Here is a 21743-nt window from a genome sequence, read left to right as displayed (position 1 = left end):
GCAGAAGCCCCCTCCGAGGAGGCGGACTACGACGCCGAGTAGTCGATGCCCGAAGACGAAGGTGCCGAGTAACCGGACAGTGAGCCCGCCCCTCCGCGGAGGCGGCGAGCAAGTGCAGCGAAGAGCACTCGGAAGCGTTCGAGCGAGCGACGAGGAGCCCGATCATGACGATCCAGCCTGCAGGGGGCGGCGGCGGGGGCGGCGGCGGCGGAGGAATGGCGCGCCCGAATTCCTCGGGCCTGGCCGACGTCATCGACACGATCCTCGACAAGGGCCTGGTCATCGAGGCGTTCGTGCGAGTTTCACTCGTGGGCATCGAACTGATCACCATCGACGCGCGCGTCGTGGTCGCCAGTGTCGACACCTACCTGCGGTTCGCCGAAGCCGTGAACAGGCTCGAAATCTCCGACAGCGAACCGAAGGGACTACCCGATCTCGTCGGCGACATCACCTCCGGCGGATCCAAGCACAAGACGAAGGGAGCGCTCGAAGCCGCCGGAGAGAAGGTCAGTGACTTTCTCGGCGACGTACAGCAGCAACGGCAACCGGCACGTCGACCGCGCACAAAGGGGGAATAGATGTCTACCGAGCAAGCCGAGCAGTCCGAAGAGGGCGGCGCTGCCGATGCCGGGTCGACGACAGCGATCTATGTTTACGGCATCGTGCCGGCCGATGTGGAGCCGGAAGACCATGCCTCGGGTGTCGGCCAACCTCCCAGCGAGGTTTCGGTGGTGCGGTCCGGCGACCTCGCCGCCCTCGTGAGCGAGATCCCGACCGACCGGGCGCTGGGGACACCCGACGATTTGAAGGCGCACGCGGCCCTGCTCGACGGAACGGTGATGGTGGCGCCCGTGCTTCCGCTCAGATTCGGTGCGGTACTGGCGGACCGCGACGCCGTATCCAGCGAGCTGCTCGAAGGCAACGCAGAAGATCTCGTCGCGGCGTTGGAGCAACTCGAGGGTCTCGCGCAGTTCGTCGTCAAGGGTCGGTACGTCGAGAAGGCGATTCTGCAGGAGATCCTCGACGAGAACCCCGACGCCGCACAACTGCGCGAGCAGATCCGGGGTCAATCCGAGGACGCCACCCGCGAGGCGCGCATGGCACTGGGTGAGATCATCAACGCGACAATCGAATCCAAGCGTGCCGAGGACACCCGACATACGCTCGAAGCCCTCTCCTCGCTTGAACCGCTGGTCAACGAACGGCAGCCCACCCACGAGCAGGATGCCGTACACATCGCAATTCTCATGGAACTCGCGAAGCAGGAGGAACTCGAGCAGGCGCTGACGGATCTCATGCATGAGTGGGACGGCCGTGTCGAGATGACGCTCCTCGGCCCAATGGCCGCGTACGACTTCGTGACGAAACCCGATACCGGCGAGGAGGGCTGATGGGACTGCTGACATCCCTGCTCACCCTGCCGCTCGCTCCGGTCAAGGGTGTGATCTGGCTCGGAGAGGTCATTCAGGAGCAGGTCGAGCAACAACTGCACGATCCGGCGAATGTGCGGCGCGAACTCGAGGAACTCGAGGAAGCCGAGCGGGCGGGCAAGATTTCGAAGGAGGAGAAGGACGAAGCCCAGCAGGCGGTGCTCAACCGGATGATTTCACCTGATTCATCCGTCCCGGGCAAGCGGAAGGGGTGAGTCGTGGCGCAAGATACCGGCCCGCCGGAGATCTCGGCGGCAGAGGCCGCGGCGACGGCTATCGCACATCTCGAGGACCTCACCTCGAAGGAAGCACAGGGAGCGACCTCGGTCGAACCCACCGACGCCGGCTGGGTCGTCGAAGTCGAAGTCCTCGAGGACAGGCGTATTCCGTCGTCGGCCGACATGCTCGCAACGTACGAAGTCGAGATCGACATGGGCGGGAATCTGCTGGCGTACCGCCGTACCCGGCGTTACGGGCGTGGCAGCACCGATGTCGGAACGAGGGCCGGGGCATGAGCGTGGTGGGCGGTGGCGGTGGCGGCGGGTCGCCGCAACCGTACGGTGGCGGTCATCAGTCCACCAATCTCGGCGACATTCTCGAACGTGTCCTCGACAAGGGGCTCGTCATCGCCGGCGACATCCAGGTGAACCTGCTCGACATCGAACTCCTCACGATCAAGCTGCGGCTCGTCGTCGCGTCGCTCGAGACTGCGAAGGCCGTCGGTATCGATTGGTGGGAAAGCGATCCCTGGCTCAGCAGTAAGGCGCGCAACCGTGAATTGGAAGCGCAAAACCCGGATCTCGAGATCGAGAATCGGAAGCTGCGCGAGCGGATAGCCGAACTGGAGGCCGGTCGGGCAGAGCCCGAGGCCGTCGAAGCCGCAATCGTGGACGAGGAGGACCGTGACTGACGCAACCGGGGTGTGGATGTACGCCGTGACCGACGCGGAATTCGACGGCCACGGCGCCGAGGACATGACGGGCGTGGCGGGCGAGCCGATACGCATTGTCGGCGGCTCCGGCCTGACCGCGGTGGTCGGCACAGTACCGCTCGATGGATTCGGTGAGGCCGCGCTGACCCGCAACTTCGAGGACATGGCATGGCTCGAAGCCGTTGCGCGCGCACATGATGCGGTCGTGTCACGGGTGGCGCGACACGGCCCCGTGGTGCCGCTGCGGCTTGCGACCGTCTGTCTCGACGACGCCCGGGTACGCGAACTCCTCGAACAGCACCGGGAAAGCTTTTCCTCCGCGCTGACATTGGTGGCGGGCCGCACCGAGTGGGGTGTCAAGGCGTTCGGCGACCGGAAGTCACTCGCCTCGGTGATCGCCGAGACCCACATGAACAGTGGCGGACAGGGCACGGGCACGGCGTATCTGCTCCGGCGTCGTGCACAGTTGGCGGCACAGGAGACGGTCGAGCGCGAGGCTGCCGCACGGGCCGACGAAATCCACGAGCGACTCCTGCGGGACGCCGCCGCGGGACGCCGCCAGCCACCGACCGACCCGGCTCTGCGCGGCAACCAGGAATGGATGCTGCTCAACGGCACGTACCTCGTCGACGACGATCGAGGAGACGAGTTCGCCGCGGTGGTAGAGGAACTCGGTTCAAGCTATCCCGGAATCCGGCTCGAGCTGACGGGCCCGTGGCCGCCGTATTCGTTCGCAGGTGCCGAAAAGGTGGCGCCATGAGGTACGCCGACGGGTCCGTGGACGAGGAACGCCGGATCGCCCTTGTCGATCTGCTCGATCGGGTACTCGCGGGTGGAGTGGTCATCACGGGTGATGTCACACTCTCGATCGCCGACGTGGATCTGGTACAGATCTCGTTGCGCGCCTTGATCTCCTCGCTCAGTACGATCTCGGTGACGGGAATCGAACCTCCCGTACCTCGGCCCGCAGTGAGCCGGATCGATGAGTGAGCCCGCCCGGATTCCACCGCGTATCGACGCCGACCCCGAGTCGGTGGAGCGAGGGCTGGTGACGCTGGTCCTCACCCTCGTCGAATTGCTCCGGCAACTCATGGAACGTCAAGCGATTCGTCGCGTGGACGAGGGTGACCTCAGTGACGAGCAGGTCGAGCGCATCGGTACGACGCTGATGCTGCTCGAGGACCGGATGGCCGAACTGCGCGACCATTTCGGGCTCACTCCCGAGGATCTCAACATCGACCTCGGTCCGTTGGGCACGCTGTTGCCCCGGGAGTGAACCCTATTCGCCTCACATACCGACGATCTCGACTCGTTCGTAGTCGCCCACCGAGCCGGCGAGGACCCGGAGGTGATCGTCCATGGTGCCGAGGGTGTGCTCGATCCCGGTGAGCCGGCTCATGTAGTGGCCGATGGAATGTTCGGCCGTCACGCCGATGCCGCCGTGCATCTGCACCGATTCCTGCGCGACCTTGCGTGCCGACCTGCCCACCTGCAGCTTCGCGCGGGAAGCCACGGCCGGATCGACGATGCCCTCGGCGAGCGCCATCGTCGCGTACATGCTCATGCTGGATGCGAGTTCGTACTGCACATACATGTCGGCGGCGCGGTGGGTCAGGGCCTGGAACATTGCCAGCGGAACACCGAACTGCTTGCGCTGCTTCAGGTAACCGGTGGTCAACTGCACCGACTGGTCGATGGCACCGACCGCTTCTGCGCACAGGGCGGCCTGCGCGCGCACCTGGGCTGCGGTCACGGCCGCCGAGGCGTCCGTGGGCTCACCGAGCGGTACGGCCACGACGTCGTCGAGGACGAGTTGCGCACCGCGACGTTCGTCGTTGGTGCGGTACGGGGTGCGGACGAGCCCGTCGGCGGTTGCGTCGACCATGAACAGACCGGTTCCACCCTCGGGCAGGGTAGCCGAGACGATGAACATCTCGGCGCAATCACCTTGCAGCACAGGGTTTTTGCGACCCGAGACCGTCCACGCGTCGCCGTTGCGAGCGGCGGTGGTGGAGACTTCCGCGGCGGGCCACCGACGGCCCGGTTCGTCGTGGGCGAACGCGAGCAGCAGTGCGCCCTCGGACAGCCGCGGCAGGATGTCGTCGCGTTGGTCGTCGCTGCCGGCCTCGGCGACGAGACCGCCCGGGAGGTAGACGGCGCCCAGGACCGGTTCGGGTGCGAGCGCCCGGCCGATCTCGTTCATGACGGCCATGACCTCGACCGGGCCGGCACCCATGCCGCCGTGCTTCTCGGCGAAGGGCAGGCCGAGCACACCGAGTTCGGCGAGCTGCTGCCATACTTCGCGGCTCCAACCGAGGTCGCTCTCGGCGACGCGATTACGGGTGTCGATGTCGTAGGCGTCGGCGAGCACGTCGCGAACGGTCTTGCGGAGCAGGTCCTGCTCGGTGTCGAGTTCGAAATTCATGTCCTGGGCCTCACAGTCCGAGAATCGAGGAAGCGATGATCGAACGCTGCACCTCGTTCGAGCCGCCGTAAATGGTCACCTTGCGGTTGTTGAGGTACGTCGGGGTGGTGAGCTGGGCCCACTCCGGCGAGTCGATGTCGGCGGCGCCCGTGGGCAGCGAGTCCGGGCCGGCGACGTCGACGAGCAGTTCGGTGGCGGCCTGCTGGAGTTCGGAACCACGCATCTTGAGCAGCGACGATGCGGGGTTCGGCTTACCGTCGTCCGATCCCGCGACCACCCTCAGCTGGGTCAGCTCGAGCGCGAGCAGTTCGTTCTCGAGTTCCGCGAGCCGTGCGGCGAAGATCGGATCCTCGAGGAGAGTGCCCTCGGCGATACGGGTTTCGGCGGCGAGTCGCTTGGCTCGCGCGAGCTTGACCTTGGTGGCGCCGACGCGGGCGATTCCGGCACGCTCGTTACCGAGCAGGAACTTGGCGTAGGTCCATCCGGCGTTCTCTTCGCCGACGAGGTTCTCGGCGGGCACGCGGACGTCTTCGAAGAAGACCTCGTTGACCTCGTAGCTACCGTCGATCAGCTTGATGGGACGCACCGTCACGCCGGGAGTGTTCATGTCGATCAGAAGCAGCGAGATGCCGGCCTGCTTCTTGGGGGCATCGGGGTTGGTGCGCGCCAGGCAGAAGATCCAGTCGGCGTGCTGGGCGAGTGTCGTCCAGGTCTTCTGCCCGTTGACGATGTAGTCGTCGCCGTCTCGCACCGCTCGGGTCTTGAGCGATGCGAGGTCCGAGCCGGCTTCGGGCTCGGAAAAGCCCTGGCACCACCAGATGTCGAGGTTTGCGGTGGCGGGCAGAAAGCGCTCTTTCATCTCCTGCGAGGCGAACTGCGCGATCACCGGCCCGATCATGGCGGCATTGAACGGCAGCGGATCCGGCACCGAGGCGAGCTGCATTTCGGTGAGCCAGATGTTGCGCTGCACCGGAGTCCAGTCCTGGCCACCCCACTCGACCGGCCAGTTGGGGACGGCGAGGCCACGGGAATTGAGCAGCCGCTGGCCCGCGATGTAGTCCTCCTTGCCGAGCGGCCGACCGGCTGCGACCTTCTCGCGCAGCGAGGCGGGAAACTCCGTGGTGAAGAATGCGCGCAGCTCGTCGCGGAACGCGCGCTCCTCGTCGGTGAGCTTCAGGTTCATGGAAGGCCTTCCGTCGCGATTGATGCCGATAGGTATGCAACGCCGCGGGTCGGAAACCGCAGAGGACTCCCGTGGCTTTGCTCGCTCCACGAGACTAACCTAACACTGTAAGGTCGTCCAGACCGGCACCGAGGAGGAGGCACGACGATGGCCCGTCCACGCACCCCACTGCTCAACCGAGAGCTGATCCGCGAGACCACGCTCCGGCTCATCGACACCCACGGTCTGGCCGCCGTCTCGATGCGCAAGATCGCCGCCGAACTCGGTGTCCGCGCACCCTCGCTCTACAGTCACTACGCGAACAAGGACGAGCTGCTCGACGACATCGGCGACACCATCGCCGAACGTGTCGACGTGACGGGATTCGGCACCGACGACTGGCAGAGCGCACTGAGAACCTGGGCGCGCTCCTACCGCGCAGCCCTCGCCGAGCACCCCAACATGGTTCCGTTCCTGGCGTCGAGCCCCGGGAACCGTCCCGGCGCTCTCGACGCCGCCGACGCCATCCACGGCGGACTGACGCGTGCCGGCTGGCCACCGCGAACCGCGACACTCATCGGCGCCTCCGTCAAATACATCGTCGTCGGCTCGGCCGTCGCCTCGTTCGCCGGCGGCTTCCTCGACGACCTCGACACCTACAACGAGAGGTATCCGCACCTGTCGCAGGCACATCGCCTGCGCGAGAACGCCGCGGAAATCGACGCCGAGAGCTTCGAACTCGTACTCGAGTCGTTCCTGCGAGGGCTCGATCTGCAATACGCCGCGCATGCACCGGACACCGAATCCGCGAAACGACGGACCGAAGCCGGTTGATCAGCTCACACTGAGGGACAGTTGCCGACGAGTTGCCGACGAATCGAGTCGCCATGTTCGCCTCCCGTCCGAAGCGTCTCCCGGTCCTTCGTGCGACCACAGCTCCACGTGCCGTCGCGCTGCGCCGTGCGGCCTGCCTCGCGGCTGCGGGCTGCCTGCTGGTGAGTGGCTGCTCGTCCGGGGACGACGAGGCCGCGTCCGCCACGTCGCCGTCGGCGTCTGCGACCGAGACGTCCGCCACCGGGACATCTGCCACCGGGACATCTGCAGTCGAGGGCACCCAGGATTTGCCGGCCCGGCTCACGCCCGTGGTCGAGAGCACTATGACCGACCTCGTTATTCCCGGCACGGTCGTTCTCGTACGTACCCCCGACAGCGAATGGTTCGAAGCATTCGGCACGCGCGTGGTCGGCACCGACGAGCCGGTCACCGTCGACGATCACTTCCGCGTCGGCTCGAACACCAAGACGATGACCGGAACGGTCCTGCTGCAACTGGTGCAGGAAGGCGAGGTCGCCCTCGAGGACCCCGTGTCGAAGTACCGGCCCGACATCCCGAACGGCGACAACATCACGATCGCGCAGATTCTCGACATGACCAGCGGGCTGTACAACTACAGCGAACTGCCCGAGTTCAACGCCCGACTCGACAACGACCCGGGATACGTGTGGGAACCCGCCGAGCTGCTCGAGCTCGGCCTGGCCGAACCTCCGTACTTTCCTCCCGGCGAGGGTTTCCACTACTCGAACACCAACTACGTCCTCGCCGGACTGATCATCGAAGAGGTGACCGGGCAGGACTACATCACGGCCGTGCGGCAGCGGATCTTCGACCCGCTCGAGCTGGCGGACACGTCGATCCCCCCGCAGGACGTCGCGACCCTTCCCGATCCACATCCCAACGGCTATCAGTTCGGCACCAACGTTTCGACCCTCGACTCGGCACGACTGCCCGACGACCAGATCGCCGCGGCGCGCGCCGGGGAACTCCTGCCCAACGACGTCACCACCGCGAGCCCGTCCTGGACGTGGGCCGCGGGCGCCGCGATCTCCACCGCGGAGGATCTCGCTACCTACGTCGAAGCCCTCGTCGCTGCCACACCGCCGTTGCTCGACGACGCGCTGCAGCAGCAACGGCTCGACAGTCTCGTCGCCCGGAACCCGGACGATCCGCAGAGTCCCCGATACGGGCTGGCACTGGCGTCGTTCGGCCCGATGATCGGCCATGACGGCACCACACCCGGATACCAGACCTTCATGGGTTACGACCCGGAACGCGACATCACTCTCGTCGTGCTGTGCAATCTGACCGACGGCCCCGAAGGGACCGGAGGCTCGGCGAATCAGATCGCGAAGAACATCATCGCCGAGCTCTATCCCAGCTGACGGGCCGTCGGACGCCGACTACGCGCCGGTAACCCGCCCGTGCCCTAGTTTCGAAGCATGCGGCAAGCCGGCGCCACCCGACGGGCACGGGCCCACCCGGGGTGGTGGCCCGCAGTGGCGATGCTCGCCGCCGCCGCGGCATTCCTCGCGCATGATCGGTTGCTGGGATTCGAGACGTATTTCGGACTGTTCGGCAACGGAGTCGACGCCGAGGTGTACCGCTACGGCGGCGCTACCGTCCGGACCGCCGAATCGCTGTACACGTTCATGCTGTACGACGCCCTACCGTTCACCTATCCACCGTTCGCGGCGCTCACCTTCGTGCCGCTGTCGTTCCTGTCCCTGAACGGGACGGAAATCGCCGTCGACCTCGCGAACCTGGTTCTGGTGTACCTCGCGGTGTGGCTGAGCTGGCGTCGACTCGGCTACGGCGACACCAACCGCACCCGGCTGATCAGCATCTGCCTCGCCGCCGCCTTCACCTGGATCGAGCCGGTCCGGATGACGATCTGGCTCGGTCAGATCAACCTCGTCCTGCTGGTACTGGTGCTGTGGGATCTCGGACGTCCCGACGGCAGCCGCCTGCGCGGTATCGGGACCGGTGTCGCGGCAGGCCTCAAACTCACTCCGCTGCTCTTCATCCCGTACCTGATGCTTGTGCGGCAGTGGCGGGCCGCCGCGGTCGCAACCGCGACGTTCGCGGCCACCGTCGTCGCCGGCTTCGTGGTGATCTTCTCCGACTCGTGGACCTTCTGGACCTCGACGATCATCCGCTCCGAACGGATAGGCCTGGTTTCGTCACCGGCCAATCAATCGATCCACGGAATCCTCGCCCGCCTGCTGCACACCGAAGAACCCCCGATGTGGTTGTGGCTTCTGTGCGCGGCAGCGGTGGCAGGTCTCGGCTTGTGGGCGGCTTACCTCGCGGACCGGGACGGGCAGCGTCTGCTCAGTCTCACCGTCGCCGGACTCACCGCCCCGATGGTCGCGCCGTTCTCCTGGGGTCATCACTGGGTGTGGACGATCCCGCTGCTGGTCCTGTGTCTGCATCAAGCAGCGCGATGGCGGCGCTGGTGGGGATATCTGCTGCCCTTCGCCGCCGCCGTACCGCTACTGGCGTGGTACCGCTCGTATCCCGACGGAGTGGTGGCGATCGGCATCTTCATGACTCCCGCCCAGCCGGTGCTGCAGGCCGTGCTGCAGGCCGCCTATCCCATCGTGTACGCCGTGCTGCTCGCGGTGGTGCTCGTCACTTGCCGCCCACGAAAAGATCTCACCCCGACGTTCGCCGAAGCCGCACGAATCTGATCCGGCGGCCCGCCTCGCGGAAGTCGGCGTCGCTGCCGTCCACCTGGAAGCCCATCATCGCGCAGAGCCGTGCCGCGACCTTCGGGTGCCGTTCCGCATAGTGCGCCATGAACGCCGAGCCCTCGTCCGGTTCCAGCATCTCGGCCGTGACGGCCGTTCGCTCATGCCCCGACTCGACTCTCGCGGCCGGGTGCGCACGCAGATTGCGGTACCAATCGGTTTTCCGTCCGAAACCGACGGCGACGACGAACCCCTCGGTCGTGTCGTCGTGATTCACGACCTCGACCACAACCGTCCGGGGCTGTCCGCTCTTGCGCCCCCGGTGCTCGAGCAGCAGAAATCGGCGGCCGAGCAGAAAACCCAGGTGAGCGCGATACAAATGGATCGGGGCTCGCATCAGCCGGCGGCGCAGACCGGTCGGCGGGGGAGCAGGCTCGGTGAGGCGCATACCTACCACTGTGCGCCCGTGGCGGCAGCCATGCCAGAGCGCGTCACCGGATCTCCTGCGTCACGGTCGGCAGCGTCATAACGTGGAGGCCATGACGTGCCCCATTCGCATCGGACTTCAACTGCAGCCCCAGCATCAACCGGACTACGGCGTCATCCGCGACACCGTGCTGCGCGCCGAGGACGCCGGCGTCGACATCGTGTTCAACTGGGATCACTTCTACCCCCTCACCGGGGATCCCGACGGAGCACACTTCGAATGCTGGACGATGCTCGGTGCCTGGGCCGAGCAAACCGAACGGGTCGAGATCGGTGCGCTGGTCACCGGAGGCGGTTACCGCAACCCCGACCTCCTCGCGGACATGGCCCGCACCGTCGACCACATCAGCGGAGGGCGCCTGATTCTCGGCATCGGCTCGGGCTGGTTCGAGAAGGACTACGACGAATACGGTTACGAGTTCGGCACCAAGGGTTCCCGGCTGGATCTGCTCGCCGAATACCTGCCGCGCATCACCGCTCGCCTCGGCAAGCTGAACCCGTCGCCGACCCGGCACATCCCACTCCTCATCGGCGGCGGCGGCCCGAAGAAGACGCTGCCGCTCGTGGCGAAATACGCCGATATCTGGCACAGCTTCGGCCGGCTCGACACCCACGTGGAGAAATCCGAGATCCTCGCGGGACGCTGCGCCGACGTCGGGCGTTCCCCCGGCGACATCGAGCGGTCCACGCCGTGGCCCGGCACCGACAATGCCGCATCGTACGTCGACGCGGGCATCACCCTGTTCACCGTGGGCCTCGGCGGACCCGACTACGATCTCGCGCCGCTGGTCGAAGCCATCGGCTGGCGCGACGACAATTCGGCACCGCCCCTGTCCGGACTCGCGTAGCGTCCGTCACGCCCCGCTGGGCGGCGGCGCGAGAGTCGATCCGTCTCTACGATCGACGATGCATGCCCGAAATACCTTCGCTTCCACCGTGTAGCGCCGGCGACTGGGACGACTCTCGCCGGCGGCACCGTCTGCGTGATACCCGGCTCGGGAAGCATTGGGGCCGATTCCGCCGGACACGGCGATTTCTCGCCTACGGCCTGCTCGCGACCGTGCCGCTGTTCGCCGTCTACACCCAGTACTGGGCGTGGGACGTCGCTCCGATGCGCGAACAACTCTCCCGCACCCATCCACAACTCCATCAGGTCTACGACGCCGGTCGGCGGGCCGACTCCGACACCGCGGTAGTCGACCTGGTGGGTCTCGGAAATCTCGACGCCACCGAGACCGCCACCGCCCTGCCCGCGTTCGGTGACATCGGCCGGGTGTGGGCGGTCGAGTACGACAACGGCGGTATCGACACCGCGGTCATCAGCCGCATGATCGTCGAACGGGCCGACCGGTCCGGGGTCGAAAGCGTGGTGCTCACCGGGCACAGCATGGGCGGGATCATCGCGCTCGAGGTTGCGCAGCATCTCTACCAGGACACCTACCTCGAAGTTCTCGGGGTGGTGCTCGACTGCACCCCCCTCGACCTGCATGCCGTCCGCGCCGACAGCCGCGACGCCGGGGAGGACCTGCTGCGCTGGATCGGCTGGCTCCCCGGCGCACGCGAAAGCAGGTCGCTGCGAATACTCGTCGAGATCGCAGCCCGGAAGGACCGGTTCGTCCTGCCGTCGGACCGCTGGTACCGCCGCATCGACACGGCCGAACTGAACACGGTGCTCGACGAAGTGCTGCGCGACAAGATCTTCTCCACGGATGCGGCGAGCAACGGCCTGATCGAATCCCAGTTCCGAGCGATCGTCGCCTCCGGTGCGACCGACAATCTGAAAGCACTTGCCGCACCGCGCGACGACAAGCCTCGACCGGCCGTCGTGTTCCTGCGTCCGCGCTACGGCCCGAACGACAACGTCGTCGACGTCGACTACTCGCAGCGCATCCTCGTCGACCGGTCGGGAGGGCCGGACGGCACGCTGCTCGTCTCGAAACTCGACCACATCGGGCACGCCAATCCCATCCAGCGTCCCGAGGTGTACAACGAGGCGATCACCGATCGTATCGCGCCGTTTCTCGCACTCCGGCCGGGCGAGAACGCCGACGAAGACACCGACGACGAGCAGACAACCGATCCGGTCGGCGGCCCCTGAGAACGGCAAACCTCATCCCGCGTTCACTTCCTCGTTGCCTTCGTCTCGTTTCCGGCTTCTACGGTGCCCGAGTTGACCGACTCGACGAGGGAGTGATCTTGGCCCGCAAAGACCTGCCACTGTTCGTTGCGCACGACGGCACATCGTCGCGCGCGAACATCACCTGCAAGTACAAGTGTGGTGACGCCTGCTCGCACCCCGTGCCCAACACCTCCGGTGGCGAGTACTTCGGTGACATCGTGCGAGGCGCCCTGTCGCGACGCGGTGTCCTGCGCGGTGGCGCGATGGCGGTGCTCGCGGTCGGTGCGGGCGGTGTGCTCGCGGCATGCTCGGACGATTCCGCGGCAGCGGCGTCGGACGGCGCGGCAGGCGCCGAACCGGGTGCCGACCTCGGACCCAGCCCGGCCGGAACGGATTTCGTCGCGGTCGCACCGAACACCGACGACACGATCACCGTTCCCGAGGGTTACGACCAGGAAGTCGTGATCCGTTGGGGTGACAAGATTTTCCCGGATGCACCCGAGTTCGACATCGACAATCAGACCGCCGCAGCCCAGGAACGGCAGTTCGGGTTCAACAATGACTTCGCGGGCCTGCTCCCCGTCGACGGTGTCCCGAACACGTACCTGCTGGTGATCAGCCACGAATACACCACCGAGCCGTTCATGTTCGCCGGTTACGACGAGGAGAACCCGACCGAGGAGCAGGTGCGGATCGGCTGGGCGAGCCACGGCCTGTCCGTCGTGCAGGTCAAGGGCGAGCCCGGAACGGGCCGGCTCACCCCCGAGTTCGGGCAGTACAACCGCCGCATCACCGCCACCACCGAGTTCCTCGTCACCGGACCTGCTGCGGGCAGCAGCCTGCTCCGGACCACCGCCGACCCGACAGGTACCAAAGTTGCCGGGACGCTGAACAACTGCGCCGGCGGTGTCACCCCCTGGGGCACCGTCCTCTCCGGTGAGGAAAACTTCGACCAGTACTTCGCCAATGCCGACCGGGTCACCGAACCGGTCGCTGCCGAACGCCTCGCGCGTTACGGCATCGAAGGCGAAGCTTCGGACCGCAAGTGGGAGCGGTTCGATTCCCGCTTCGACATCGCCGCGGAACCCAACGAGGTCAACAGGTTCGGCTGGATCGTCGAGATCGATCCGTGGGACGCGTCGTCCACGCCCGTCAAGCACACGGCGCTCGGCCGCTTCAAGCACGAGGCCGCGACCATCCACGTCGCCGACGACGGTACCGTCGTGTCGTACAGCGGCGACGACGAACGCTTCGACTACATGTACAAGTTCATCTCCTCGCGGAGGATGCAGGACGGCACCTCGCGCGCTGCGGTGCGCCACAACATGACCCTGCTCGACGCCGGAACGCTCTACGTCGCCAAGCTCTCCGGAGACCATGCCGGCGAGATCGACGGCTCCGGCACGCTGCCCGAGGGCGGGCAGTTCACCGGCAAGGGCGAATGGATTCCCGTGCTACGCACCCACGAGGACGGTCGCAGCGAATCGCTCGTCGACGGCATGAGCGCCGAAGAGGTGGCCGTGTTCACCCGCCTCGCCGGCGACAAGGTCGGTGCGACGAAGATGGACCGCCCGGAGGATTTCGAGGCGAACCCCGTCACCGGCAAGGTCTATGTGGCCCTGACCAACAACAGCAAGCGCGGCGTCGACGGTGCGGCCGCGGCCGACGAGGCCAACCCCCGAGTTGGCAACAAGAACGGCCAGGTTCTCGAGATCGACGACGACCACGCCGGAACGTCGTTCACCTGGAACCTGCTGCTGGTGTGCGGCGACCCGAACGAAGCCGACACCTACTTCGGCGGCTTCGACAAGGCCCAGGTCAGCCCGATCTCCTGCCCGGACAACCTCGCCTTCGACCCCCACGGCAACCTGTGGATCTCCACCGACGGCAATGCGCTCGGAAGCAACGACGGTTTGTTCGCGGTCGTGCTGGACGGACCGCGTCGCGGAGAGACGAAACAGTTCCTCACCGTGCCGGTCGGTGCCGAAACGTGCGGCCCCATCGTCGGTGACAACCGGGTCGTCGTGGCCGTCCAGCACCCGGGTGAGACCGACGACGCGTCGTGGGACAGCCCCGGGTCGCACTGGCCGGACGGCGGGCAGGCGCAGCCTCGTCCGTCCGTGGTCGCGGCATGGAAATCGGGTGATGGACGCATCGGCGTTTAACCCCTGTGCGTGGTTTCGGTAGCAGGTGCTACCGAAACCACGCACGGGCGGCGGAGCCGCGCTAGCCGAGCCAGTCCAGCACCGCTGCGGCGGTCCACGACTGCTGCATGCTGCCCAGCGGCTCGCCGGTGAACGGCTCGTAGTACTCCGCGAACGAGCCGTCGCTGGCCTGCCGCAATCCCTCCGACCGCAGCATGTTGGCGCGTTCGGCCCAGCCGCGTCGCGCGAAGGCCCACGAGAACAGCCACGTCATCACCGGCCAGACCGGGCCGCGCCAGTATTCGCGCGGACGGAAGTCTCCGGACACCGGCGACGTCGAGGGCGGTACCGCATACCGCAGGTCCGGGTGCCCGCAGAACTTCGGACCCTCGAACGTCCGCAGCAGGGCACGCTCGGCCGATCGGTCGAGTCCGCCGCACAGCAGCGGTGCGAATGTCGCCAAAGTCTGTGTGGCGACCCATTTTCCGCTGCGGAGATCGAAATCCTTCGCGCTGCCCGTCCGCGGATCGGTCGTGTCGATCACTCCGCGGCGGAACCGGTCCGCCCAGCCGTAGAGCTCGCGTACGTCGGCGAGTGGACGCGAATGTTCCTCTCCGATGCCCGCGAGCACTTCGCACGACATCGAGAACACCGCACTGACGAAGACGTCCTCCACCGCGAAGCTCATCGCCTCCGCCAACGCATCGTCTTCGTACCGAGCGCTTTTCATCTCCTCGAGCAGCCACAAGTATCGCGCATACTCGGAATCGGTGGGGCGCTGCCCCGGATCGGCGACGTGTTCGAGATCCTCCCGGCGGTAGGACGGCACCGCACCCGCGAGCACGTTCGCGTACGCCAGATCCCACCGCGGCGAGTTGTCCATCCCGGATTCCCAACCGTGATACAGCGCGATCCGTCCGTTCCCGTCCAGGTCGCGGGCGTGAGCGAGCCACCGGTGCCACCGCACCAGGTCGGACCAGCGGCGGTCGAGGAACTCGTCGGCCACCGCGCGGGTGCTGCGCCCGTGCCGGCGCGAGTGGTCCAGGATCCGCTGTACCGCGATCGCGTGCACCGGCGGTTGGGTGATCCCGGAGGTCTGCACGCCGTGCGGGGCGTGTGCCGCGAGTTCGTCCACCGCCCAGCGGGCCGGCCCCGGAAAATACCCGTCGACGCCGTTCGCGAAGACGATGTGGGGGATCATGCCGTTCTTCCACTGCGCGGACAGCAACGTGTCGAGTTCGACCACGGCCCGTTCCACGCTCAGCGGCGCCAAGCCCACGGCCACGAACGCGGCGTCCCAACTCCACATGTGCGGATACAGCTTGGGTGCGGCGCTGGTCATCGTGCCCAGATCGTTTCCGCGCAGCAGGTATGCGGCACGCGCGGCGAGCTGGGTCGACGTGAATCCTCGGTCCGGCATCGTCCCATTCTGCGACCTCCGGGAAAATTCGCATCCCGATGCCCCGCCCTGTAACGACGACGACACATAGGGGCTCGCGGACGCGCCGACTAGGCTTGTCGTCCATGAGCAGGCATCGAGGTAGCCGGGCTGCGTCGGTGCCGGACGGCGGGCCCGTCGAAGGTTTGTACGAGATCGACACCGGTACGTGTGAGCTGGTCAAGGACCGGTACCTCGCCAACGGCTGGATCCTCGAGGTCAACGGGGTGCCGAGCTCCCACATCGACGTGTCCGACCCCACCATCCTCGAGTTCGAGTACATGCGCTGGATCACCCAACTTCTGGCCGGTCACTTCGCCCGCGATGCACGGCTGCGGGCGCTGCACCTCGGTGGCGGAGCCTGCACGATGGCTCGCTACCTCGCGGCGACGTACCCGAACGCGCGGCAGGTCGTCGTGGAGATCGACGGCCGGCTCGCGGAACTCGTCCGCGACTGGTTCGATCTCCCGCGCGCACCTCTGCTGCGGATCCGGGTAGGCGAGGCCCGCAACGTGCTCACCTCCCTGACCGACGCGACCCGCGACGTGATCGTGCGGGACGTGTTCGCGATCAACCGCACCCCGGTCGCGTTGACAACGGTCCAGTTCACGCGCCATGCGCGGAGGGTGCTGGCCCCCGGCGGGATCTATGTGGTCAATTGCGGCGACACTCGCGACCTGACCAACGCGCGACGTGAAGCGGCGACCATCGGCTCGGTGTTCGAGCACACCGTGATGATCGCCGATCCCGCCATGCTCAAGGGCCGCCGCTACGGCAACGTCATCATCGCCGGCAGCGACCTCCCGCTCGGGGACTCGCCGACGCTCGCGCGTCACCTGCTCGGCGGAGCCGTCCCCGCTCAGGTCTGGACGGATGGGCAGGTCCGCAAGTTCGCCGGCGACGCCCGGGTCCTCGACGACAGCGAAGCACCCGTCGAGCGACGAACCCCCGAACCCGGCGCACACGAATCAGGAACATCCGGCACGTCCTAGGGGTTGATGGGACCATGACTTCCATGGCGCCTCCCGTGCTGCAGGTTTTCCGTCTCGGTTCACCGTGGCAGACGATCGATCCGTTCTTGTTCGTCGCGCATCACGTCGATGCCTACCCTGCCGGCAACGCCGACCTCGGTCCCGACGCGCCACTGACCGGTCGTCCTCTGGGCCAGGATTTCGGCAACCCCGCCGGATGGAACATGTACCACGGCACCACGGTCCCCGGCTTTCCCGGACATCCGCACCGAGGGTTCGAAACCGTCACGTTCGTGCGCACAGGTGTCATCGACCATTCCGACTCGGTGGGCGCGGCCGCCCGCTTCGGCGAGGGCGACACCCAGTGGCTCACCGCCGGCAACGGCGTCGTCCACAGCGAAATGTTTCCGCTGTTGCATCGCGACCGCCCGAATCCGCTCGAGCTCTTCCAGATCTGGCTGAATCTCCCGGCCGCCTCGAAGACGGCGGATCCGCATTTCGCGATGTTGTGGAACGAGGAGACACCCACCGTCACCGCTACCGATGCCGGCGGTCGCACCGTCGAGGTCCGCGTTATCGCAGGCACCGCGGGTGACGTGGCCGCACCACCGCCTCCGCCGGAATCCTGGGCAGCGCGCGCCGAGAACGATGTCGCGATCTGGAATATCGACCTGTCGGGCGGGGCCACATGGACGCTGCCGCCGGCCGCGGGACCGGACACGCAGCGGGTGCTGTACGTCTACGACGGTTCGCCGGTCGAGATCGGTGAGCGGCGTATCGACCCCGGTCACGGTGTGGTCGTGGACGCGTCGGTGCCGGCACTTCTCGCGGCGGGCGACGACGGCACCCGGATCCTGCTGCTGCAGGGTCGCCCGATCGGCGAACCTGTCGTGTCCTACGGCCCGTTCGTCCTCAACGACGAGGCCGGTGTGCAGCAGGCCTTCGAGGACTACCGGCGCACCGGTTTCGGCGGATGGCCGTGGGATCGGAACGATCCCGTGCATCCCGCAGACGCCGGACGCTTCGCGCGGTACCCCGACGGCCGCGTCGAACAGCGTTGAGCGTCCACGTCAGGAGAATTGCATCGCCTCGTCCAGCCGGCCGAAGCGCATGGTGGGAAGGTCCAGCAGATAGTTCTGGCGCATGAGCCACGGGCTTGCCGAACCCTGCTTCGGCAGAATACCTTCCGCCCGCTTGATGTATCCCGACCGCAGACCGAGCAGCGGTCGCGGATGCGGATCGTGGTGCCGTTCCGGTGTCGCGACACGGTAGCCGCCCCGGCGCATGTGATTGAGCAGGCGGCACAGGTACAGCGACGCCAGATCCGCGCGTAGCGTCCATGACGCATTGGTGTAGCCCAGGCACAGCGCAAGATTCGGGACACCGCTGAGCATCGTTCCGCGATAGGTGAACGTGCCGGTCAGTTCCAGCGGCGTGCCGTCCACCGTGAACGCGATTCCGCCGGCCGGAAGGAGAGCCAATCCGGTTGCGGTGACGATGATGTCCGCCTCGAGTTCGGCACCCGACTCGAGGCGGATGCTCTTCTCGGTGACGGCTTCGATGCGGTCGGTGACGATCTCGGCCGAGCCGCGGTTGAGAGCCTTGAACAGATCGGCGTCCGGAACCAGGCACAGGCGCTGGTCCCACGGCCGGTAGGACGGAGAAAAGTGGGGGTCGACGAGGCTCTCGTCGCGAAGGTTTCGAGTAGCCACTTTCCGCAGAAGGGGTTTGGCGAGCGCAGGGAGTCGCTGACAGAACTGGTAGAAGCCGAGGTTGGTGACGACGTTCTTCGTACGCACGACGCGATGCGCAAACCTGTCGGGGAGGCGCTTGCGGAGCTGCTGCGCGATGAGATCCCGCGCCGGCAACGACATGATGTACGACGGTGAGCGCTGAAGCAGCGTCACGCGTTCTGCCCGTTCGGCGAGGGAAGGCACCAGCGTCACGGCGGTGGCGCCGCTACCGATCACCACAATTTTCTTGCGGTCGTAGTCGAGCTCCTCCGGCCAGAACTGCGGATGCACGACGGTGCCGGCGAAGTCTTCGAGACCCGGAATGTCCGGTGTATAAGGTGATTCGTAACTGTAGTAGCCGCTGCACAGGTACAGGAACGAACACGTCATCTCGGTCGTGTCGTCGCCATTGACCACCCGGACCGTCCACCGGGCGCTCTGCGTCGACCAGGATGCCTCGGTTACCTTGTGCCCGAATCGGATCTGCTTGTCGATACCGAATTCCGCAGCCGTGTCGCGCACGTACCGGAGGATGTCCTCACCGTCGGCGATCGATTTCTCTCCACGCCAGGGCCGGAACGGGTATCCGAGCGTGTACATGTCGCTGTCGGAGCGGATACCCGGATACCGGAACAGATCCCATGTTCCGCCGATGGCGTCTCGACTCTCGAGAATGGCATACGTTCGGTCCGGGCACTGTGTCTGCAGTCGGTACCCGGCTCCGATTCCGGACAGGCCTGCTCCCACGATCAGCACGTCGACATGGTCCACGCCTACTCCTATCGATCGGTCCAGGCCAGCAGTTCGTCGACCGGCCACGCGTTGATCACTTCCTCGGGTTCGATGCCGCGTTCGGCTGCGCGTTCGCAACCGTAGCCCAGCCAGTCCAGCTGGCCGGGCGCGTGGGCGTCGGTGTCGATCGAGAAAACGCAGCCGATGTCCAGTGCGAGGTCGATCAGCCTGGACGGTGGATCGCGCCGCTCCGGGCGGCAGTTGATCTCCACCGCGGTCTCGTAATCGCGGCACGCGGCGAACACTTTCTCGGCGTCGAACTTCGACTCCGGCCGGGTGCCGCGGCCTCCGGTCACGAGTCGCCCCGTGCAGTGCCCCAGCACGTCGACGTTCGGATTCTCGACTGCTCGCAGCATCCGTTTGGTCATCAGGGAGCGGTCGGCGCGCAGATTCGAATGCACACTCGCCACGACGATGTCGAGCTCGGCGAGGAGACCCTCGTCCTGATCGAGTGACCCGTCGTCGAGAATGTCCACCTCGATTCCGGTGAGCATCCTTGTGCTATAGCTCTTTTCGTTGAGTTCGGCCACCACGGACAGTTGTGTGCGCAGCCGCTCGGCACTGAGCCCGTTCGCCACGGTCAAGCGAGGGGAGTGGTCGGTCATGGCGATGTACTCGTGCCCGAGCATCGTCGACGCGGTGCGCAGCATTTCGTCGACCGGACTGCCGCCGTCCGACCAGTCGGAGTGAACGTGCAGGTCGCCTCTGAGCGCACCGAGCAAATCCTGGCCGCCCCGGCCGATGGGCTCGGCCGCATCACGGAGGGTCTGCAGATAGGTGGGCACGTCCTCGAACGATTCCCGGATCACCGCCGCGGTCTTCGGACCGATACCGGAAATGGCGGTCCAGCTGTCGGCGCGACGGTGTTCTTCGAATCCCGGCTCGGACAACGTCGCGACGATGTCCGCCGCGTGCCGGTACGCCTGCACACGGTACGTCTTGGCGTGTTCGCGCTCGAGCCAGAACGCGACCTCGCGGAGCGCTGCGACCGGGTCCATGACTCCATTGTGGCGGGACGGCTCCGTAACGTGGAGCTCATGTCGAAATACGCGATCTCGCTGATCGCCTCCACCGTGGCGGCTGCCGGCGCCTTCGCATGGGTGTCGTCGCAGGTCACCTCCCGGGCACGTGGCCGGATGTTCGGTGTTTCGGAGGCCCCGGACGCACCGGTGGTGATCGTGCCGGGCGCGCGGGTACGCCACGGGAAGCCGATGGGTTATCTGCGAGGCCGGCTGGACGCTGCCATCGAGCTCGTGAGGACAGGGCGGGTTCGTGCAGTGCTCGTCTCCGGGGACGGCGCGGGCCGGTCGGGGGACGAGATCGCCGCCATGATCGACTACCTCGTCGAACACGGTGTCGACCGCGACAGCATCGTGGCAGACCCGTACGGACTCGACACCTACGACACCGCGCGGCGTGCGGTGGACACGTTCGGTGTCCGTCACGCGCTGATTGCCACCCAGGCCTTCCACCTTCCGCGGGCGGTCGCATTGTGCCGCCGCGCGGGCATCGAAATCTCGGGTGTGTATGCCGACGGTGATGTCCGTACCGCCACGCGGATCCGCAACCTGGGCCGGGAATGGTTCCTGTCGCGCCCCAAAGCGTTTCTGGAGCTTCGCTTTCCCCGGGATCCAGCGGTCATCACGCCGCCCGACGACACACTCGCGAAGGTATTGACCGTCTCCTGATCGTCGCGATTGCGACGCTCTAGGGTCGGACTATGCGACCCACTGCCCTCATCACCGGCGCCGGCCGCGGCCTCGGCGCCGCGATCGCCCGCGCACTCGCTCCCACCCATGACCTGCTGGTGGGTGGGCGGCGCCCGGAATCTCTCGACGCGATCGTCGAGGAAATTCCGGAGGCCACACCGTGGCCCGTCGATCTGCTCGACCATGACGCCGTCGCGGTGGCTGCCGAGGGGATCGAACGTCTCGACGTGCTCGTCCACAACGCAGGTCTCGCAGAACTCGGCACCGTCGCCGAGAGTCCTGCCGGCCGGTGGCGACTGATGATGGAAGCCAATGTCGTTGCAGTTGCCGAGCTGACACGTCTGCTGCTCCCGGTGCTGCGCGCCTCGAACGGTCATGTGGTACTCATCAATTCGGGTGCAGGTATCCGTGCCAATCCCGGATGGGGCGCGTACGCGGCAAGCAAGTTCGCGCTCCGCGCATTCGGTGACGCACTTCGCCTCGAAGAGCCGTCGTTACGCGTGACGTCCGTGCATCCGGGCCGCATCGATACCGACATGCAGCGCGCAATCGTCGCGACCGAAGGCCGCGAGTACGACCCGACCCGATTTCTGAAGCCGGAAACCGTGGCGCGCGCTGTGCAGCAGACGATCCTGACCCCGGCCGACGCGCACCCCACCGAAATCGTTCTGAGGCCGTGGTCGCCGCCCGGCGGCAACTCAGAACGGTAGGGGGATCACCACCGGCGGACCGCCCGGGTTCTGGATCTGGCTCTGCGGCTGCGGGGGAGGCGGCGGCGCGGGAGCCGGGGCCGGAGGCGGGGGAGGCGGCGGGGGTGGCGGCGGCGGTGGCGGCGGCGGTGGCGGTGGCGGCGGTGGCGGTGGCGGCGGTGGGGGC

The 21743-nt window shown here is 66.7% G+C and carries 24 protein-coding genes; 18 read left to right on the top strand and 6 right to left on the bottom strand.

Annotated features, from left to right (window positions below; all coding sequences use genetic code 11):
* The first annotated feature begins 164 nt into the window (after nucleotides 1-164).
* The 8 genes from gvpJ (Q8814_RS15610) to Q8814_RS15575 are packed head-to-tail and all read left to right on the top strand — an operon-like array spanning nucleotide 165 to nucleotide 3637.
* Nucleotides 165-578, top strand: a complete 414-nt coding sequence (gene gvpJ, locus Q8814_RS15610) for a gas vesicle protein GvpJ (RefSeq protein WP_330152930.1) — start codon at nucleotides 165-167, stop codon at nucleotides 576-578.
* Nucleotides 579-1391: a GvpL/GvpF family gas vesicle protein gene (locus Q8814_RS15605; protein ID WP_330152929.1), complete on the top strand. Its 813-nt coding sequence runs from the start codon at nucleotides 579-581 to the stop codon at nucleotides 1389-1391. It begins immediately after the preceding gene.
* Nucleotides 1391-1645 carry a gas vesicle protein GvpG gene (locus tag Q8814_RS15600; protein ID WP_330152928.1) on the top strand — a complete coding sequence of 85 codons (255 nt, stop codon included), beginning with the start codon at nucleotides 1391-1393 and terminating at the stop codon, nucleotides 1643-1645. The genes Q8814_RS15605 and Q8814_RS15600 overlap by 1 nt, the downstream gene beginning before the upstream one ends.
* 3 nt (nucleotides 1646-1648) lie before the next feature.
* Nucleotides 1649-1945: a gas vesicle protein GvpO gene (gvpO, locus tag Q8814_RS15595; protein ID WP_330152927.1), complete on the top strand. Its 297-nt coding sequence runs from the start codon at nucleotides 1649-1651 to the stop codon at nucleotides 1943-1945.
* Nucleotides 1942-2340 (top strand): gas vesicle protein, encoded by a 399-nt coding sequence (gvpJ, locus tag Q8814_RS15590; protein ID WP_330152926.1) that lies wholly within the window; start codon nucleotides 1942-1944, stop codon nucleotides 2338-2340. Before gvpO ends, gvpJ (Q8814_RS15590) begins: the two co-directional genes overlap by 4 nt.
* Nucleotides 2333-3121, top strand: coding sequence for a GvpL/GvpF family gas vesicle protein (locus Q8814_RS15585; RefSeq protein ID WP_330152925.1), 789 nt, complete (start codon nucleotides 2333-2335; stop codon nucleotides 3119-3121). Before gvpJ (Q8814_RS15590) ends, Q8814_RS15585 begins: the two co-directional genes overlap by 8 nt.
* Nucleotides 3118-3351, top strand: coding sequence for a gas vesicle protein (locus Q8814_RS15580; RefSeq protein ID WP_330152924.1), 234 nt, complete (start codon nucleotides 3118-3120; stop codon nucleotides 3349-3351). Before Q8814_RS15585 ends, Q8814_RS15580 begins: the two co-directional genes overlap by 4 nt.
* Nucleotides 3344-3637: a gas vesicle protein K gene (locus Q8814_RS15575; RefSeq protein ID WP_330152923.1), complete on the top strand. Its 294-nt coding sequence runs from the start codon at nucleotides 3344-3346 to the stop codon at nucleotides 3635-3637. Before Q8814_RS15580 ends, Q8814_RS15575 begins: the two co-directional genes overlap by 8 nt.
* A 12-nt stretch (nucleotides 3638-3649) precedes the next feature.
* Here Q8814_RS15575 and Q8814_RS15570 read toward each other — a convergent pair whose 3' ends face one another.
* Together Q8814_RS15570 and Q8814_RS15565 are read right to left on the bottom strand one after the other, a co-directional pair.
* Entirely contained in the window at nucleotides 3650-4786 is a 1137-nt protein-coding gene (locus Q8814_RS15570; RefSeq protein WP_330152922.1) for an acyl-CoA dehydrogenase family protein, read from the bottom strand.
* A 10-nt stretch (nucleotides 4787-4796) separates the two neighbouring features.
* The gene (locus tag Q8814_RS15565; RefSeq protein ID WP_330152921.1) at nucleotides 4797-5969 is read right to left on the bottom strand and encodes an acyl-CoA dehydrogenase family protein; all 1173 of its coding nucleotides are present in this window, start codon (nucleotides 5967-5969) and stop codon (nucleotides 4797-4799) included.
* Nucleotides 5970-6116: 147 nt separating this feature from the next.
* Here Q8814_RS15565 and Q8814_RS15560 point away from each other — a divergent pair, with 147 nt between their 5' ends.
* The 3 genes from Q8814_RS15560 to Q8814_RS15550 are packed head-to-tail and all read left to right on the top strand — an operon-like array spanning nucleotide 6117 to nucleotide 9475.
* Complete coding sequence (locus Q8814_RS15560) at nucleotides 6117-6782, top strand: TetR/AcrR family transcriptional regulator (protein WP_330152920.1); 666 nt, start codon at nucleotides 6117-6119, stop codon at nucleotides 6780-6782.
* 53 nt (nucleotides 6783-6835) lie between these two features.
* The gene (locus Q8814_RS15555) at nucleotides 6836-8167 is read left to right on the top strand and encodes a serine hydrolase domain-containing protein (protein WP_330152919.1); all 1332 of its coding nucleotides are present in this window, start codon (nucleotides 6836-6838) and stop codon (nucleotides 8165-8167) included.
* Between the two features lie 57 nt (nucleotides 8168-8224).
* Nucleotides 8225-9475, top strand: coding sequence for a glycosyltransferase 87 family protein (locus Q8814_RS15550; RefSeq protein ID WP_330152918.1), 1251 nt, complete (start codon nucleotides 8225-8227; stop codon nucleotides 9473-9475).
* On the opposite strand, the gene Q8814_RS15545 is transcribed toward Q8814_RS15550, so the two are convergent.
* Nucleotides 9441-9923, bottom strand: coding sequence for a nitroreductase family deazaflavin-dependent oxidoreductase (locus Q8814_RS15545; RefSeq protein ID WP_330152917.1), 483 nt, complete (start codon nucleotides 9921-9923; stop codon nucleotides 9441-9443). The two genes, Q8814_RS15550 and Q8814_RS15545, sit on opposite strands and share 35 nt — an antisense overlap.
* 91 nt (nucleotides 9924-10014) lie before the next feature.
* Between Q8814_RS15545 and Q8814_RS15540 the strand changes: the two genes are divergently transcribed.
* The 3 genes from Q8814_RS15540 to Q8814_RS15530 all read left to right on the top strand — a co-directional run bounded on the left by Q8814_RS15540 (nucleotide 10015) and on the right by Q8814_RS15530 (nucleotide 14245).
* The gene (locus tag Q8814_RS15540; protein ID WP_330152916.1) at nucleotides 10015-10809 is read left to right on the top strand and encodes an LLM class F420-dependent oxidoreductase; all 795 of its coding nucleotides are present in this window, start codon (nucleotides 10015-10017) and stop codon (nucleotides 10807-10809) included.
* Nucleotides 10810-10871: 62 nt separating this feature from the next.
* Complete coding sequence (locus Q8814_RS15535) at nucleotides 10872-12059, top strand: alpha/beta hydrolase (protein WP_330152915.1); 1188 nt, start codon at nucleotides 10872-10874, stop codon at nucleotides 12057-12059.
* A 98-nt stretch (nucleotides 12060-12157) separates the two neighbouring features.
* A complete protein-coding gene (locus tag Q8814_RS15530) occupies nucleotides 12158-14245 on the top strand; it encodes a PhoX family protein (RefSeq protein WP_330152914.1) in 2088 nt (695 codons plus the stop codon).
* 61 nt (nucleotides 14246-14306) lie between these two features.
* On the opposite strand, the gene ggh is transcribed toward Q8814_RS15530, so the two are convergent.
* Complete coding sequence (gene ggh / locus Q8814_RS15525) at nucleotides 14307-15644, bottom strand: glucosylglycerate hydrolase (RefSeq protein WP_330152913.1); 1338 nt, start codon at nucleotides 15642-15644, stop codon at nucleotides 14307-14309.
* A 104-nt stretch (nucleotides 15645-15748) separates the two neighbouring features.
* Here ggh and Q8814_RS15520 point away from each other — a divergent pair, with 104 nt between their 5' ends.
* Both Q8814_RS15520 and Q8814_RS15515 read left to right on the top strand, forming a co-directional pair.
* Complete coding sequence (locus Q8814_RS15520; RefSeq protein ID WP_330152912.1) at nucleotides 15749-16654, top strand: spermidine synthase; 906 nt, start codon at nucleotides 15749-15751, stop codon at nucleotides 16652-16654.
* A gap of 14 nt (nucleotides 16655-16668) precedes the next feature.
* Complete coding sequence (locus Q8814_RS15515; RefSeq protein ID WP_330152911.1) at nucleotides 16669-17694, top strand: pirin family protein; 1026 nt, start codon at nucleotides 16669-16671, stop codon at nucleotides 17692-17694.
* 9 nt (nucleotides 17695-17703) lie between these two features.
* Here Q8814_RS15515 and Q8814_RS15510 read toward each other — a convergent pair whose 3' ends face one another.
* Together Q8814_RS15510 and Q8814_RS15505 are read right to left on the bottom strand one after the other, a co-directional pair.
* Complete coding sequence (locus Q8814_RS15510) at nucleotides 17704-19137, bottom strand: flavin-containing monooxygenase (RefSeq protein WP_330152910.1); 1434 nt, start codon at nucleotides 19135-19137, stop codon at nucleotides 17704-17706.
* Between the two features lie 8 nt (nucleotides 19138-19145).
* Nucleotides 19146-20156, bottom strand: coding sequence for a PHP domain-containing protein (locus Q8814_RS15505; RefSeq protein WP_330152909.1), 1011 nt, complete (start codon nucleotides 20154-20156; stop codon nucleotides 19146-19148).
* Nucleotides 20157-20195: 39 nt separating this feature from the next.
* Between Q8814_RS15505 and Q8814_RS15500 the strand changes: the two genes are divergently transcribed.
* Together Q8814_RS15500 and Q8814_RS15495 are read left to right on the top strand one after the other, a co-directional pair.
* On the top strand, nucleotides 20196-20846 hold the full coding sequence (locus tag Q8814_RS15500; RefSeq protein ID WP_330152908.1) for a SanA/YdcF family protein: 651 nt from the start codon (nucleotides 20196-20198) through the stop codon (nucleotides 20844-20846).
* Between the two features lie 32 nt (nucleotides 20847-20878).
* The gene (locus Q8814_RS15495; protein ID WP_330152907.1) at nucleotides 20879-21577 is read left to right on the top strand and encodes an SDR family oxidoreductase; all 699 of its coding nucleotides are present in this window, start codon (nucleotides 20879-20881) and stop codon (nucleotides 21575-21577) included.
* The last annotated feature ends 166 nt before the right edge of the window (nucleotides 21578-21743 follow it).

Source organism: Rhodococcus chondri (genome assembly GCF_036327435.1).
Lineage (GTDB): Bacteria > Actinomycetota > Actinomycetes > Mycobacteriales > Mycobacteriaceae > Rhodococcus > Rhodococcus chondri.
Note: the sequence above shows the minus strand (reverse complement) of the source record. Positions and strands in the feature narration are given on the sequence as shown.

Excerpts from the sequence above, each read along its gene's own strand:
- Q8814_RS15570 (WP_330152922.1), bottom strand. The coding sequence starts at position 4,786 with ATGAATTTCGAACTCGACACCGAGCAGGACCTGCTCCGCAAGACCGTT.
- Q8814_RS15580 (WP_330152924.1), top strand. The coding sequence starts at position 3,118 with ATGAGGTACGCCGACGGGTCCGTGGACGAGGAACGCCGGATCGCCCTT.
- Q8814_RS15550 (WP_330152918.1), top strand. The coding sequence starts at position 8,225 with ATGCGGCAAGCCGGCGCCACCCGACGGGCACGGGCCCACCCGGGGTGG.
- Q8814_RS15520 (WP_330152912.1), top strand. The coding sequence starts at position 15,749 with ATGAGCAGGCATCGAGGTAGCCGGGCTGCGTCGGTGCCGGACGGCGGG.
- Q8814_RS15535 (WP_330152915.1), top strand. The coding sequence starts at position 10,872 with ATGCCCGAAATACCTTCGCTTCCACCGTGTAGCGCCGGCGACTGGGAC.
- Q8814_RS15495 (WP_330152907.1), top strand. The coding sequence starts at position 20,879 with ATGCGACCCACTGCCCTCATCACCGGCGCCGGCCGCGGCCTCGGCGCC.
- gvpJ (WP_330152926.1), top strand. The coding sequence starts at position 1,942 with ATGAGCGTGGTGGGCGGTGGCGGTGGCGGCGGGTCGCCGCAACCGTAC.
- Q8814_RS15565 (WP_330152921.1), bottom strand. The coding sequence starts at position 5,969 with ATGAACCTGAAGCTCACCGACGAGGAGCGCGCGTTCCGCGACGAGCTG.
- Q8814_RS15500 (WP_330152908.1), top strand. The coding sequence starts at position 20,196 with ATGTCGAAATACGCGATCTCGCTGATCGCCTCCACCGTGGCGGCTGCC.
- Q8814_RS15605 (WP_330152929.1), top strand. The coding sequence starts at position 579 with ATGTCTACCGAGCAAGCCGAGCAGTCCGAAGAGGGCGGCGCTGCCGAT.
- Q8814_RS15545 (WP_330152917.1), bottom strand. The coding sequence starts at position 9,923 with ATGCGCCTCACCGAGCCTGCTCCCCCGCCGACCGGTCTGCGCCGCCGG.
- Q8814_RS15575 (WP_330152923.1), top strand. The coding sequence starts at position 3,344 with ATGAGTGAGCCCGCCCGGATTCCACCGCGTATCGACGCCGACCCCGAG.
- Q8814_RS15560 (WP_330152920.1), top strand. The coding sequence starts at position 6,117 with ATGGCCCGTCCACGCACCCCACTGCTCAACCGAGAGCTGATCCGCGAG.
- ggh (WP_330152913.1), bottom strand. The coding sequence starts at position 15,644 with ATGCCGGACCGAGGATTCACGTCGACCCAGCTCGCCGCGCGTGCCGCA.
- gvpJ (WP_330152930.1), top strand. The coding sequence starts at position 165 with ATGACGATCCAGCCTGCAGGGGGCGGCGGCGGGGGCGGCGGCGGCGGA.
- Q8814_RS15555 (WP_330152919.1), top strand. The coding sequence starts at position 6,836 with ATGTTCGCCTCCCGTCCGAAGCGTCTCCCGGTCCTTCGTGCGACCACA.
- Q8814_RS15505 (WP_330152909.1), bottom strand. The coding sequence starts at position 20,156 with ATGGACCCGGTCGCAGCGCTCCGCGAGGTCGCGTTCTGGCTCGAGCGC.
- Q8814_RS15540 (WP_330152916.1), top strand. The coding sequence starts at position 10,015 with ATGACGTGCCCCATTCGCATCGGACTTCAACTGCAGCCCCAGCATCAA.
- Q8814_RS15600 (WP_330152928.1), top strand. The coding sequence starts at position 1,391 with ATGGGACTGCTGACATCCCTGCTCACCCTGCCGCTCGCTCCGGTCAAG.
- Q8814_RS15515 (WP_330152911.1), top strand. The coding sequence starts at position 16,669 with ATGACTTCCATGGCGCCTCCCGTGCTGCAGGTTTTCCGTCTCGGTTCA.